Source organism: Pseudoxanthobacter sp. M-2 (assembly GCF_046156265.1).
Classification (GTDB): Bacteria; Pseudomonadota; Alphaproteobacteria; order Rhizobiales; family Segnochrobactraceae; genus CAMDHY01.
Genome location: NZ_JAWDIR010000045.1, coordinates 1 through 13,145 on the forward strand (window position 1 = coordinate 1; position 13,145 = coordinate 13,145).

Genomic DNA, 13,145 nt, shown 5'->3' on the forward strand with positions numbered 1-13,145 from the left:
GGGGGGGGGGGGGGGGGCCCGCGCCGCCGGGAGGCGGCGGGAAAGACAGCAACATCGGTGGCGGTGAGCCTCGTGCGCGGGCTCCCGCCCGCGGCCACCCCACCCCGCCGCGCCTTCGGCGCGACGACCCTCCCCCTCCAGGGGAGGGTGGGCAGACGACTGTTGGCTTGAGAGGTGCCGGCGACAGCCACGTCCACACGACCGCCTCCAACCCCTCCGAAGTCATTCCCGGGCTTGTCCCGGGAACCCATGCGACGACGCCGCGGGTGCCATGCAGAGAGAGTACCGTTCGGGGCTGGCGGATGGGTTCCCGGGACAAGCCCGGGAATGACCTCGAAAGGAGATCACCCGCCACGGCGCGCCTCCCAATCCGCCAGCGCCGTCTCCAGCGCCGCGCCGATGCGCGCGGCGTGCGCCGCGACGTCGGCCTCCGTCGCCAGCAGATCGTTACGGACCTCGAGGTAGAGGGCGACCCGGCCGCCGATGCGGGTGTCCTGCAGGGTGTAGCCCTCCGCCTCGCGCCAGTCGTAGGGCTCGTTGTCGCCCACCGGATCGTAGCCCTGCGCCGCCAGCGCGTCGATCAGCGGCGCGGCGAGAACCGCGCGCTCGCGCCAGAGCACGCCGACCGGCCAGGGTCGGCGGTGGGCGTGGTAGACGGGCGTGCAGGTGTGGACGGAAAGCACCACCTCGCGCCCGGCAAGCGCCCGGTCGGCGGCGGCATCGAACGGCGCCCGCGCCACTGCGATCCGCGCCGCCAAATCCTCCGCCGTCACCTCGAGATTGCCCGGCACCGGGATGCCCGAGCAGTCCGGCCGCGTGCATTCCCACGCCTGCTCCAGCCGGTTGAGGTCGAGGAACAGCCGCGACCAGCGCCCGATCGCCGCCGGCGCGCCGAGGCGGGCCGCGAGCGCCCGGGTCAGCGCCGCGGCCCCCGGGTCATAGCCGAAGTGGGAGGCGAGCAGTGCCGGAGGCAACCCGAGGTCCGCCCAAGGCGCCGGCACGGCGTTGCCGCCGTGCTCGCAGAGCAGCGCCAGCGGCCCCGGCCGGACGGCCGCGATCTCCTCGACGCCGGCGGCCGCGAGGGACGAAAGCGTCGCGGCATCCGGCAGGCGAGCGCCGGACGGGCCTTGGCGCGGGGGGATGGGCACGGGCGAGACGACGGTCATGAACCCCTCTCGGTCACTCCCCGCCAGCCGCCGATCGGCGACCGGTTCGATCCGGTGCCCCGCCTCAGCCGAGGCGGCGGCGGACGTGGAAGGACTTAGCCTGCGTCGCCTCCAGCACGCCGGTGCGGGCATTCGCCCGGCCGATGCCGGAGGCCTTCACCCCGCCCCACGGCAGGTAGAGGTCGGCGTGGTCGCAGCGATTGACGAACACCGTGCCGGCCTCGAGATCGCTCGCGATCGCCTCGGCTTCCGCGATGTCGGCCGACCAGACGCTCGCCGTCAGGCCGTACTCGCTGTCGTTCATCAGCGCGACCGCCTCTTCGTCCGACGACACCGTCTGGATGCAGGCGACCGGGCCGAACAGTTCGTCGCGCATGATCGGCATGTCGGCGGTGCAGGAGGCGAGCACCTCGGGCTCGACATAGGCGCGGCCGAGCTCGGCGGCGCCGAAGCGGTTCGCCGCGTGGGTGCGCCTGGCCCCCATCGCCAGCGCCTGCGCGACCTGGGCGTTGATCTGCTCGGCGGCGACCGCCCGCACCACCGGGCCGATCATCGGCTTGCCGTCGAGCGGATGGCCGAGCGTCCAGTTCGCCGCATCCGCCGTGAACGCCTCGATGAAGCGGGCGGCGATGTCCTTGTGCACATAGATGCGCTCGACCGAGCAGCACGACTGGCCGGCATTCGAGAAGCAGCCCTCGGTCAGGAGCGGGATGGCATCAGTGAGGTCGGCGTCCGGGCGGAGATAGGTCGGGTCCTTGCCGCCGAGCTCGAGGTGGACGTGGGTGTGGGTGCCGGCCGCGGCGGCATGGACGCGCCGGCCGCCGCCGACCGAGCCGATGAAGCGCACGGCGCCGAGCCGGTTCGAGCCGATCAGCGCCTCGGCCGCCGGGTGCGAGAGGTGCAGCGCCTGGAAGACGCCGGCCGGTCCGCCGGCGGCCGCGAAGGCTTCCGCCGCGATCTCGGCCGTGAGCGGCGTCTGCGGCGAGTGCTTGAGGATGACGACGTTGCCGGCGATGAGCGGCTCGGTGACGAGCATCGACATCATCGCCGTCGGATAGTTCCACGGGCAGATCGACAGCGTCACGCCGAGCGGCTCGCGGCGCACGTAGCGGCGGATGCCAGGGTCGGTCGGATAGGCGGCATCCGCCAGCACCTCGGCCGCCTCGCGCATGGCGATCTCGCCGACGAGCTTCAGGCGCGGCATCTCGTCGGCCTGCCACCGCGGCCGCCCCATCGAGCGCGACAGCGTGTCGGCGAGGTCGCCGCTGCGCTTCTCCATCTCGACGAGCCACGCCCTGACGACGGCGACGCGGGCGTCGAGCGGCGTCCGCCGCCAGGTCTTCTGCGCCGCCTCCGCGGCCGCCATCGCCGCCTCCACCTCGGTGGCGGTGGCGTAGGGGCGGGTGACGTAGCTCTGATCGTCGACCGGCGAGATCACCTCGAAGGCGTGCGGCGCGACGGCGGTAACGGGCATGGGAGAGGCTCCGGACGGCGGCAGACGCGCCGGGCGGCGCGCGGGAGGCCGAGCGTTAGCACGATTTTCCGTTTTAGAAAATCTTTGCGATTTCGCTTGATCGGGTCCGGGACGCATGGCAACGATTTTCGCCGGATCGGCGGTCGGCCGGGCTTTGGCCGGTGCGCCGCCGCGCGTCATCGCGAGCGAACCGCTCGCTCACTTTCGGGGAAGGCTGCCATGCTCCGCTACGACTTTTCCGGCCGCACGGCGGTCGTCACCGGGGCCGGCGGCGGCATGGGCGAGGCGATCGCCCGCGACCTCCTGAAGGCCGGCGCTTCCGTCACCGCGATCGACATCAAGCCGGCGCCCGAGAGCCTGTCGGGCTTCGGTGACCGCCTCGTCTTCGTGCAGGGCGACCTGCGCGACGCCGCCTTCGTCGAGAAGACGATGGTGGACACCGCCGCCCGCACCGGCCGCCTCGACTATCTCGCCAACGTCGCCGGCGTGCTCTGGTTCGGCCGCGACAAGGGCTTCCTCGACATCGAGCTTTCCGTCTGGGACGAGGTGATGGACATCAACCTCAAGACGATGCTGCTGACGTCGCGCTTCGCCGTGCCGCTGATGAAGAAGACCGGCGGCGGCGCCATGGTGCACTTCTCCACCATCCAGTGGCTGCGCGGCGACCTGAAGCCCCAGGAGGCCTATCAGGCCTCGAAGGCGGGGGTGTGCGCGCTGTCGAAGTCGATCGCCATGCAGTGTGCCCGCGACGGCATCCGCTCCAACGCCATCCTCCCCGGCCCGGCTCTCACGCCGCTGCAGGCGCGCTGGGATTCGGCCGAAATCCAGGCGGCGGTCGCCGACTACGTGCCGATCGGCCGCATCGGCACGGCCGAGGACATGGCCAACGCGACGCTGTTCCTGCTGTCGGACGCCGCGTCGTTCATCACGGGCGTGGAGCTGGCGGTGGATGGTGGCGTGCTGATGCGGACGTGAGGGGGGGGGTACCCTCTCCTTCGCCCCCTCTCCGATCCCCACCCCGGACGCGAATACGCTCGGCTCAGGGCCGGAGGCCCTGCTAGCTTCTCAAACCGACGACAAAACCTCTGAGTCATTCCCGGCCTTGTGCCGGGAACCCATCCCCCTCCCCGCACGCCGGCGCCGAGGGTGGGCCAGCGTCGCATGGGTTCCCGGCACAAGGCCGGGAATGACTGCGGTTGGGGTGTTGCCCACTGACCTGGCGGCCTGTGGTTCGCCGGCCCCACGCGATGAGAAGCACCGCCGGCAGCCCCAGTTCCCCGGGGCGCGGGTGCCTCACCCCAGATGCCGCCCCTCGAACGGCGCGCGGCCGACGATCTTTCCGCCGCGGTCGAACACCACCACCTCGACGTCGATGCCGGCGCCGCGGACCACCTCGGCGGCGGTGGCGCGGGCGAGTTTCGCCACCCGGTTACCGAGCGCGACCGCGTCCTCGCCAGCGAGCGAGAACGCCTCGAGCACCGTGTTCGCCGCCCGGATCGCCGTCACCCGCTCCGGCCGCACGCCGCAGGCCTCCGCCGTCGACGCCAGGAATCCGAAATCCACCGTGCCGCGCTTCGAGTGCAGGTCGAGCATGCCCTGGGCGAGCTTCGACATCTTGGCGACGCCGCCGGCGACCGTGACGCGCCCCACCGGGTGGGTGCGCAAGTACTTGAGCATCCCCCCGACGAAGTCGCCCATGTCGATCAGCGCCAGTTCCGGCAGGCCGTGCAGTGCCCGCACAGCCGCCTCGGACGTCGATCCGGTCGCCCCGGCGAGGTGTCCGAGGTGGGCGGCCCGCGCCACGTCGATGCCGCGGTGGATGGCGTGAATCCAGGCGGCGCACGAATAGGGCACGACGATGCCGGTGGTGCCGAGGATGGAGATGCCGCCGAGGATGCCGAGCCGCGGGTTCCAGGTGCGCTCGGCAATCAGTTCACCGTCCGGCACCGAGATCTCCACCACCACGTCGCCGGCGCCGCTGTGGGTGGCCGCCACCTCGGCGATGGCGGCGGCGATCATCTGGCGCGGCACCGGATTGATCGCCGGCTCGCCGGGTTCGAGGGGCAGGCCCGGCAGCGTCACCGTGCCGACGCCAGGCCCGGCGCGGAAGACGACGCCCGAGCCGGGGGCGCCGCGGCTGACGGTCGCGACGATCAGCGCCCCGTGCGTCACGTCCGGGTCGTCGCCAGCGTCCTTGACGACGGCGGCCATCGCCGCGCCGTCATCCAGTCGGGTCGTGGCCAGCACGAAGGCGGGCGTCAGTCCGGCCGGCAGCGTCACCATCACCGGGTCGGGAAAGTCGCCCGTCAGCAGCGCGGTGTAGGCGGCCTTGGCGGCGGCGGTGGCGCAGGCGCCCGTCGTCCAGCCGCGGCGCAGCGGCCGGCCGAGATCGGCCGCCGCCTCGTCGGCCGCGTCGCCGGCGTCTTCGCCGGGCCGTTCGTCATCCGGTCTTTCGTCGGCTTCCGCTGCACCCATGCCTTCCACTCGACGCTTCCCACCGTCTATAGGACGACGGCGGACGGGCGTCATCCCGGCCGCGCCGGCACGGCCGGCCGACGGACCAGGAGCGCGAGCAGGTGAGCGGCAGGGAGCATGCGGAGCGGATCGCCGGCCTCGTCGTCGGCTTCCTCGACGACGTGCCGCCGCTCGTGCCGGGCGAGGTGGCGCTCGTCGGCGCCGGCCCCGGCGACCCGTCGATGCTGACCCTCGCCGCCGTCGCCGCCCTCTCCCAGGCCGAGGTGATCGTCCACGACGCCCTCGTCGACGACCGCATCCTGGCGCTCGCCCCCCCCACGGCCATCCTCGAATATGCCGGCAAGCGGGGCGGCAAGCCGTCGGCGAAGCAGGCCGACATCACACTGCGGCTGATTTCCCACGCCCGCGCCGGCAAGCGGGTCGTTCGGCTGAAGGGCGGCGACCCGTTCGTCTTCGGCCGCGGCGGCGAGGAGGTGCTGGCGCTGTCGCTGGAGGGGGTCCGCTTCCGCGTCGTGCCCGGGCTGACGTCTGGGCTGGCGGGCCTTGCCGCGGCGGGCATCCCGGCGACGCTGCGCGAGGTCAACCAGGCGGTGATCCTCGCCACCGGCCACGCCGGCACGGGCGCGGGCAGCCTCGACTGGGCGGCGCTCGCCGCCACCGGCCAGCCGATCGTCCTCTACATGGCGATGGCGAGCCTCGGCCCGATCGCCGAAGCCCTGATCGCCGGCGGCCTGCCGCCCGGCACCTCTGCTGCCGTCGTCGCCTCCGCCACCACCGGCCGCGAGGCGGTCGTCGTCTCGACGCTTTCCCGCATCGCCGAGGACGCAGCCGCCGCCGGCATCGACCCGCCGGCGATCGTGGCGATCGGCGAGATCGTCGCGGTCCGCGCCCGCCTCCTCGGCACCGCCCGGCTGATCGAGGCGATGCGGTGAAGGCCCCCCCGCGCGGCCTCGTCGTCGCCGCGCCGCGCTCCGGCTCCGGCAAGACCTCCGTCACCCTCGGCCTGATCGCCGCCCTTCGCAGGCGCGGACTGACGGTCGCCGCCGCCAAGGCCGGGCCGGACTATATCGACACCGCCTTCCACGCCGCCGCCACCGGCCGGCCGGGCGTCAACCTCGACACCTGGTCGATGCGTGGCGGCCTGCTCGACGCGCTCGCCGCCACCCAGGCCGACGGCGCCGACGTGATGATCGTCGAGGGCCTGATGGGCCTGTTCGATGGAGTCGCCGCGCCCGGCGCCTGCGGCGACGGCTCCACCGCTGACCTCGCCGCGCGTCTCGGCCTGCCGGTGCTGCTGGTGCTCGACGTCTCCGGGCAGTCGCAGACCGCCGGGGCGGTGGCGAAGGGTTTTGCGACATTTCGGCCGGACGTGACGGTGGCGGGCGTCATCCTCAACCGCGTCGCCAGCCCCCGCCACACGGCACTCGCCTCCCGCGGCATCGCGGCGGCGGGGCTTCCGGTGCTGGGCGCCCTGCCGCGCACCGACGGCCTCAGCGTGCCGGAGCGCCACCTCGGCCTCGTGCAGGCGGAGGAGCACGAGCGCCTCGATGCCTTCGTCGCCGAACTCGGCGACTTCGTCGCGGCGAACTGCGACCTCGACGCGATCGTCGCGGCGGCCCGGCCGTTGCGCGCACCGGGACAGGCCGATGCTGCGACTGACGGCGGTCGGCCCGCCGATGCCGTCGGTCTGCCGCCGCCGGGCCAGCGCATCGCGCTCGCTCGCGATGCCGCGTTCTCCTTCGTCTATCCGCATCTGCTGGCCGGCTGGCGCGCCGCGGGCGCCGAGATCGTGCCGTTCTCGCCGCTCGGCGACGAGGCGCCAGACGTAAGCGCCGACGTCTGCTGGCTGCCCGGAGGCTATCCGGAGCTGCACGCCGGCCGCCTCGCCGGCAACGCCCGCTTCCTCGCCGGCCTGCGGGCCTTCGCGGCGTCGAAGCCGGTGCACGGCGAGTGCGGCGGCCACATGGTGCTCGGCGAGGGGATCGAGGACGCCGACGGCGTCCGCCACGCCATGGCGGGGCTGCTCGCCCATGCCACCAGCTTTGCGAAGCGCCGCCTCCACCTCGGCTACCGGCGGGCGGTTCTCGCGGAGGGGTGCCCGCTCGGCGCCGCCGGCGACGCCTTCCGCGGCCACGAGTTCCACTATGCGAGCGTGACCGAGGCGGGCGGCGACGCGCCACTGTTCGCGGTCACCGACGCGAACGGGGCGGTCGTCGCAGATGGCAGCGGCGGAAGGCGGGGGATGGTGACGGGGTCGTTCTTCCACCTGATCGATAGAGGGTAGGCGCCGGATCCTGCCGCTGCGCGTCCCTCCCCTGCCAGGGGGAGGGACTTGCGCGACGCGTCCTCCCCCTGCCAGGGGGGAGGACAGCCGGCGAAGCCGGCAGGTGGGGGCCCGTCGATCCGGAAGACGACGTCAGCTGTCTACATCCGGATTTCACGGGCCCCACCCTGGCCGCTTCGCGGCCTGTCCCTCCCCCTGGCAGGGGAGGGACGCGTCGCGGGTGTTGAAACGCCGCGGCCCAAAGCGCCGGCTATCCCCCGACCGCCTCCACCCCCGCCACCCCATGCTTTTCCGCCAGCGCCGCGATCTGCGCCGCGACCTCGGGGTGCAATTCCACCCCCTCCTTCAGCGCCCGCGCCTTGCGCGCCAGCGCCGCCTCGCCCGGCATCCGCACGGGCACGGCCGGGTCGCGCGGCGTCGCGGCCCGGCAGGCATCCGCCAGCCAGTCGACCTGCGCGAGGAACGGCGTGAGCCCCGCGAACAGCGCCGGGGCGAAGGCGATGACCGTCACCCCGGCGCCCCAGTCCGTCGGCTTTTCGGCGCGGCCGTAGCCGCCGAGGCCCTGGGTCAGCGCCTCCACCATCAAGGACAGCGCAAAACCCTTGTGGCCGTGGTCGAGGCCGCCGACCGGCAGCAGCGCGCCGCCGGCGCTCGCAACCGCCGGGTCGTCGCTCGCCCGGCCCTTGGCATCGACGAGCCAGGCGCCGGGCAGCCGGCCGCCCTCCCGCGCGGTGCGGGCGACGAGACCGTTGGTGGTGATCGAGGTGGAGATGTCGATGAGGACCGGCCCGCCTGTCGCCGGCAGGGCGACGGCGAGCGGGTTCGGCGTCATCACCGGCGTGATGCCGCCATGCGGGGCGACGGTCGCCACAGCAGGATCGGAGGAGAGCACGATGACGGCGAAGCCGTCCCGCGCGGGCTTCTCGAGGAAGGCGGCGAGGCAGGCGATGTGGTGGCTGCGGCTGATGACCACGACGCCGACACCCTGGGTCGCAGCCTTGGCGGTCGCCGCCGCGACGGCGAGGCCGGTCGTCCACACACCGGGAAGCCGACGCCCGTCCCAGACGGCCGCGGCCGGCGCATCGGAGACGATGGCGGGCAGCCCCTCTCGCTCCATCGTGCCGGCGGAGAGCGCGCCGAGATAGGGGCCGAGGAGGGCGAGCCCGTGGGTGGTGTGGCCGAGCAGGTCCGCCTCGACGAGGCCCGCAGCCACCGCGGCGGCCGGTTCGGCGGGCAGGCCGGCGCCGGCGAGCAGCCGCTCGGAGAAGGCGACGAGGTCTTCCGCCCGGTAGCGCTCGCTCATGGTACGCTCCCTCGCCTCCCCGCGGTGCATCGCCCGGAGGGCGCAGCCCTACACCAGCGCCCGCACGGCGAAGCCGAAGCTCTCCTCGAGCGTGCGGAGGAGCTCGCGACCCTTCTCGACGGGGGCCGGCAGCAGCGGCGGGCGGACGTTGCGCCAGCGACGGTCGCCGGTGGTCTCGGCCAGCACCGCCTTCATCGCCGGGATCGGCGCATAGGGCTGCACGGTCTTCCGGAAGGCGTCAACGACCGCCTGCCGCGCCCCGCCGCCGCCGTCGCCGTGCCTGGCGACCACCTCGGCCACCGCCGGTGCGTTGAGGTTGGCCGTCGCGGTGATGCAGCCGGGGGCGCCGAGCGCCAGCATCGCATCGAGGCCGATCTCGGAGCCCGGATAGATCGCAAGCTTCGGGAAGCGGGCGAGCAGGGCCCGGGTGTTCTCGGCGTCGCCGGAGGAATCCTTCAGGCCGACGACCGTCTCGGGGAACGCCTCGGCGAGGCGGCCGACGAGGTCGAGCGACAGCGGCGTCTGCGACACCGGCGGGATGTGGTAGAGATAGATGCGCAGCGCCGGCCGGTCGACGGCCTCGATGAGCTTCTCGAAATAGGCGTAGAGCCCGTCGTCGCTGACGCCCTTGAAGTAGAACGGCGGCAGCGTCATCGCGCCGGCGCAGCCGAGATCGACGGCGTGGCGCGTCAGCTCCGCCGTGTCGGGGAACGAACACAGCCCCGTGCCCGGGATCAGCCGCTTCGGGTCGACGCCGGCCTCCACCAGCGCCTCGAGCAGCCGCTTGCGCTCGTCGATGCCGACCGAGAGCGCCTCGCCCGTCGTGCCGAAGGGGGCGAGGCCGGCGCAGCCGTTCGCCAGCAGGTGCTGGGCGTGGGCGACATAGAGCTCGGGCACCACCGCCAGCGCGTCGTCGAAGGGCGTGAGGTTGGGCGCGATGACGCCCCGAATGATGCCGTCCGAACCCGCGACAGACGAACCAGCGACCGACATGCCGAACTCCTGCGACCGGGACCGCCGCGAGACTGCGGCGGCCGTCGCAGCCCTCTTAGCAGACGCCGGCCGTCGCGGCACCCGCCCCTGGGCCCGCCGAGGTCAGACCCTCACCGGCCGTAGATCGCCTGCGGCAGCCACAGCCCGATCTGCGGGAAGGTGTAGAACAGCACCATGGTGATGCCGACCATGATGAGGAATGGCAGGATGCCGCGGAAGATATCGACGAGCTCGATACTTCGCGATTGGATGCCCTTGAGGTAATAGGCCGACATCGCCATCGGCGGCGTCAGGAAGCTCGTCTGGATGTTGAGGGCGACGAGGACGCCGAACAAGAGCGGATCGACGCCGAAGGCGGGCAGCAGCGGCAGGAAGATCGGCACGAAGATGATGATGATTTCCGTCCACTCGAGCGGCCAGCCGAGCAGGAAGATGATCAGCTGCGTCAGGAGCAGGAACTGCAGCGGCGTCAGATTGAGCCCGAGCATGAACTGTTCGACGACGTGGTGGCCGCCGAGGAGCGAGAAGACCGACGAGAACGTCCACGAGCCGACGAACAGCCAGCACACCATGGCGGTGGCGCGGGCCGTCAGGAACACCGATTCCTTGAAGCCGGTGAAGGTCAGCCCGCGATAGGCGAGCGCCAGCACGACGGCACCGAGGGCGCCGATGCCGGCCGCCTCGTGGGGCGTCGCAAAGCCGAACAGGATGGCGCCGAGCACGGACGTGATCAGCACGAACAGCGGCAGGAACGAGGTCGCGAGCTTTCCGGCCACCTCGCTGAAGGGCACGTGCTGTCCGGCCATCGCCGGCCGCGGGGCGGATTTCGGGTCGATGACCGCCCGCCCGACCACGTAGACGACGTAGAGGCCGGCGAGCAGGAAGCCGGGGATCAATGCCGCCGCATAGAGGCGAACGATCGATTCGCCCGCCATCGCGCCATAGAGGATCAGCATGATCGAGGGCGGGATGAGGATGCCGAGCGTGCCGCCGGCGCAGACGATGCCGGCCGCGAGCTTCTTGTCGTAGCCGGCCTTCACCATCTGCGGGAAGGCGAGCAGGCCCATCAGCGTCACCACCGCGCCGACGATGCCGGTGGCGGTGGCGAACATCGCGCAGGTGATCAGCGTCGCGACGCCGAGCGAACCCGGCACGTTGCGCAGCGCCAGCTGCAGGCTGTCGAAGAGCCGCCCGAGGACGTTCGCCCGTTCGACGATGTAGCCCATGAACAGGAACAGCGGCACGGCGATCAGCACGTCGTTCGACATCACGCCGTAGGCGCGCTGGATGAACAACGGAAAGATGGAATCGCCGATCGCGTAGTAGCCGAAGCCGACGGAGAGCGCGATCAGCGTGAAGGCGATGGGAAAGCCGATCAGGATGGTGACGATGAACACACCCAGCATCAGGATCCCGATCATCGGATCGGACATTTGTTCACTCCGGTGCGCGGGACGGGGGGAGGCGGGCGGCGGCGGACACGCTCAGGCGCGCCCCTTCTCCTGGATGAGCTGGCGTTCGAGTTCCTCGACGTCGTGCATGCGCGGCGGCCAGCGGCCGGTGCGGATGCAGTCGACGCAGCGGATCACCTCGGCGATGCCCTGCAGGAACAGGAACACGCCGGAGATCGGGATGAGCGCCTTGAAGGGGTAGACGATCGGGCCGTTCGGGCTGAACGACGACGCCTCGCCCATCATCCAGGACATCCGGGCGAAGAAGAAGCCGGAGTAGACGAGGGCGATCACCGCCGGAAAGAAGGCGATGATGTAGAGCACGAGGTCGATCCAGGCCTGCGTGCGCGGCTTCAGGAAGCGGTAGATCACGTCGGCGCGCACGTGGCCGTTGCGCGACAGCGTGTAGGCGCCGGCCATCAGGAACAGCGCACCATAGAGCATGTAGCTGGTGTCGTAGGCCCAGCCGGTCGGCCGCCGGAAGGCGTAGCGGACCACCACCTCGTAGGTGACGACGCCCGTCAGGATGACGACGCACCAGGCGAACAGCTTTCCCGACAGCGCCGACAGCTCGTCGATGACGAACAGGAACTTCTGCATCGTGTGTGCTCCGCGGCGCACCGTGCCGCCGGCCGACTTGATCTACCCCGCGCGGCCTGCCTTCGCCGACCGTCAGGCCCGCAGCCGGCGGAACGTCGCGTCCCGCCGGAGATCGCACACCCCTCGCACCACCCCCCGCCCGACGGCTTTCGCCGGGCGGGGGACGGACGCGACGGGGCCTCAGCCCTGGCCGAAGAAGTGCTGGTAGGCCGGCTCCTTCGGCGCGTTCGCGTCGAAGAAATAGGAGCCCATCGACTTCACGAACGCCTTCTGGCTGTCGATCACCTTGGTGAAGAACTGGCCGGTCTGTTCGTTGCCGCTGGCGTTGGCGATGACGCGGTCCCACGAGGCGAGCTGCGCCTCGAGCACGCTCTCGGGCGTGCGCGTCACCTTCACCCCTGCCTCCTTCAGCGCGGCGAGGTCCTGCGGATAGCGGGCCATCGCCTTCCAGTACATGTCGGAGGAAGCGGCATAGGCGCCGTAGCGCAGGATCGCCCGCAGATCGGGGTCCAGCGCCTCGTATTTCTGCTTGTTGAAGATCACCTCGAAGCACTCGCTGTCCTGGTGATAGGACTGCAGCATGTAGTTCTTCGAGACGTCGGCGAAGCCGAGGATGCGGTCCGACGAGGGGTTGTTGAACTCGGCCGCGTCGAGCAGGCCGCGGTCCATCGACGGCACGATGTCCGGGCCGCCGACGATGGTGACGGCCGCGCCCATGTCGTTGAACAGGTCCGCCGACAGGCCGACGGTCCGGTACTTGAGGTTCTGCAACTGCTCGGCGCTGGTGATCTCGTCCTTGAACCAGCCGAGCGGCTGGGTCGGCATCGGGCCGGTGAGGAAGCCGGTGAGCGGCAGGTTGAGGATGTCGTTGACGAGCTCGTTGTAGAGCGCCTCGCCGCCGCCGTGGTAGAACCACGACAGGAACTGGTTGGCGTCCCAGCCGAAGGCCGGCGGCGTGCCGAACAGCGAGTAGGCCTTGTGCTTGCCGTACCAGTAGGCGGTGACGCCGTGGCCTCCGTCCAGCGCGCCGGCGAGCACCGCGTCCTGCATCTGCAGCGCACCGACGACGGCGCCGGCGGGCAGCAGCTCGAGCTTCAGGCGTCCGCCCGACATCTCGTTGACCATCTTCACGTAGTCGGCGGCGAACTCGTGGAAGATGTCGCGCGCCGGCCAGGTCGACTGGAAGCGCCAGGTCGTCGTCTGGGCGCGCGCGATGGCGGGCATCGCCACCGCGCCGGCGCCGGCGACGGCCGCTCCGGCGAGAAACTTGCGCCGCCCGATGCCGGGCTTCGCGCCGTCGGTGGCAGGTGTGGGGGTGGCGACAGGCGTGGTGGTGTCGTCGGTCATGGTGATCCTCCCCTGAGGTTTCTTCCCGGGCCGCCGTTTTCGGCTGGCCCCT

The 13,145-nt window shown here is 71.9% G+C and carries 11 protein-coding genes; 3 read left to right on the top strand and 8 right to left on the bottom strand.

Features of this window, described 5'->3' with window-relative positions; translation table 11 throughout:
* Window positions 1-344: 344 nt before the first annotated feature.
* Both RUR49_RS21345 and RUR49_RS21350 read right to left on the bottom strand, forming a co-directional pair.
* Window positions 345-1,166: an N-formylglutamate amidohydrolase gene (locus RUR49_RS21345; RefSeq protein ID WP_409148464.1), complete on the bottom strand. Its 822-nt coding sequence runs from the start codon at window positions 1,164-1,166 to the stop codon at window positions 345-347.
* 64 nt (window positions 1,167-1,230) lie between these two features.
* A complete protein-coding gene (locus RUR49_RS21350) occupies window positions 1,231-2,640 on the bottom strand; it encodes an aldehyde dehydrogenase family protein (protein ID WP_409148465.1) in 1,410 nt (469 codons plus the stop codon).
* Between the two features lie 219 nt (window positions 2,641-2,859).
* Between RUR49_RS21350 and RUR49_RS21355 the strand changes: the two genes are divergently transcribed.
* Window positions 2,860-3,615 (top strand): SDR family NAD(P)-dependent oxidoreductase, encoded by a 756-nt coding sequence (locus tag RUR49_RS21355; RefSeq protein WP_409148466.1) that lies wholly within the window; start codon window positions 2,860-2,862, stop codon window positions 3,613-3,615.
* A 318-nt stretch (window positions 3,616-3,933) separates the two neighbouring features.
* Here RUR49_RS21355 and RUR49_RS21360 read toward each other — a convergent pair whose 3' ends face one another.
* Entirely contained in the window at window positions 3,934-5,115 is a 1,182-nt protein-coding gene (locus tag RUR49_RS21360; protein ID WP_409148467.1) for a cobalt-precorrin-5B (C(1))-methyltransferase, read from the bottom strand.
* Between the two features lie 101 nt (window positions 5,116-5,216).
* Here RUR49_RS21360 and cobA point away from each other — a divergent pair, with 101 nt between their 5' ends.
* A complete protein-coding gene (gene cobA / locus RUR49_RS21365; protein ID WP_409148468.1) occupies window positions 5,217-6,047 on the top strand; it encodes a uroporphyrinogen-III C-methyltransferase in 831 nt (276 codons plus the stop codon).
* Window positions 6,044-7,399: a cobyrinate a,c-diamide synthase gene (locus RUR49_RS21370; protein WP_409148469.1), complete on the top strand. Its 1,356-nt coding sequence runs from the start codon at window positions 6,044-6,046 to the stop codon at window positions 7,397-7,399. The genes cobA and RUR49_RS21370 overlap by 4 nt, the downstream gene beginning before the upstream one ends.
* A gap of 250 nt (window positions 7,400-7,649) precedes the next feature.
* On the opposite strand, the gene RUR49_RS21375 is transcribed toward RUR49_RS21370, so the two are convergent.
* The 5 genes from RUR49_RS21375 to RUR49_RS21395 form a co-directional block, all read right to left on the bottom strand.
* Entirely contained in the window at window positions 7,650-8,702 is a 1,053-nt protein-coding gene (locus RUR49_RS21375) for an Ldh family oxidoreductase (RefSeq protein WP_409148470.1), read from the bottom strand.
* 48 nt (window positions 8,703-8,750) lie between these two features.
* Window positions 8,751-9,695 (bottom strand): dihydrodipicolinate synthase family protein, encoded by a 945-nt coding sequence (locus RUR49_RS21380; protein ID WP_409148471.1) that lies wholly within the window; start codon window positions 9,693-9,695, stop codon window positions 8,751-8,753.
* 110 nt (window positions 9,696-9,805) lie between these two features.
* Window positions 9,806-11,128 carry a TRAP transporter large permease subunit gene (locus RUR49_RS21385; protein WP_409148472.1) on the bottom strand — a complete coding sequence of 441 codons (1,323 nt, stop codon included), beginning with the start codon at window positions 11,126-11,128 and terminating at the stop codon, window positions 9,806-9,808.
* Between the two features lie 51 nt (window positions 11,129-11,179).
* On the bottom strand, window positions 11,180-11,746 hold the full coding sequence (locus tag RUR49_RS21390; protein ID WP_409148473.1) for a TRAP transporter small permease subunit: 567 nt from the start codon (window positions 11,744-11,746) through the stop codon (window positions 11,180-11,182).
* A 180-nt stretch (window positions 11,747-11,926) separates the two neighbouring features.
* Window positions 11,927-13,093 (bottom strand): TRAP transporter substrate-binding protein, encoded by a 1,167-nt coding sequence (locus RUR49_RS21395; protein ID WP_409148474.1) that lies wholly within the window; start codon window positions 13,091-13,093, stop codon window positions 11,927-11,929.
* Window positions 13,094-13,145 lie beyond the last annotated feature (52 nt).

Excerpts from the sequence above, each read along its gene's own strand:
- RUR49_RS21395 (WP_409148474.1), bottom strand. The coding sequence starts at position 13,093 with ATGACCGACGACACCACCACGCCTGTCGCCACCCCCACACCTGCCACC.
- RUR49_RS21360 (WP_409148467.1), bottom strand. The coding sequence starts at position 5,115 with ATGGGTGCAGCGGAAGCCGACGAAAGACCGGATGACGAACGGCCCGGC.
- RUR49_RS21355 (WP_409148466.1), top strand. The coding sequence starts at position 2,860 with ATGCTCCGCTACGACTTTTCCGGCCGCACGGCGGTCGTCACCGGGGCC.
- RUR49_RS21385 (WP_409148472.1), bottom strand. The coding sequence starts at position 11,128 with ATGTCCGATCCGATGATCGGGATCCTGATGCTGGGTGTGTTCATCGTC.
- RUR49_RS21380 (WP_409148471.1), bottom strand. The coding sequence starts at position 9,695 with ATGTCGGTCGCTGGTTCGTCTGTCGCGGGTTCGGACGGCATCATTCGG.
- RUR49_RS21390 (WP_409148473.1), bottom strand. The coding sequence starts at position 11,746 with ATGCAGAAGTTCCTGTTCGTCATCGACGAGCTGTCGGCGCTGTCGGGA.
- RUR49_RS21345 (WP_409148464.1), bottom strand. The coding sequence starts at position 1,166 with ATGACCGTCGTCTCGCCCGTGCCCATCCCCCCGCGCCAAGGCCCGTCC.
- RUR49_RS21350 (WP_409148465.1), bottom strand. The coding sequence starts at position 2,640 with ATGCCCGTTACCGCCGTCGCGCCGCACGCCTTCGAGGTGATCTCGCCG.
- RUR49_RS21375 (WP_409148470.1), bottom strand. The coding sequence starts at position 8,702 with ATGAGCGAGCGCTACCGGGCGGAAGACCTCGTCGCCTTCTCCGAGCGG.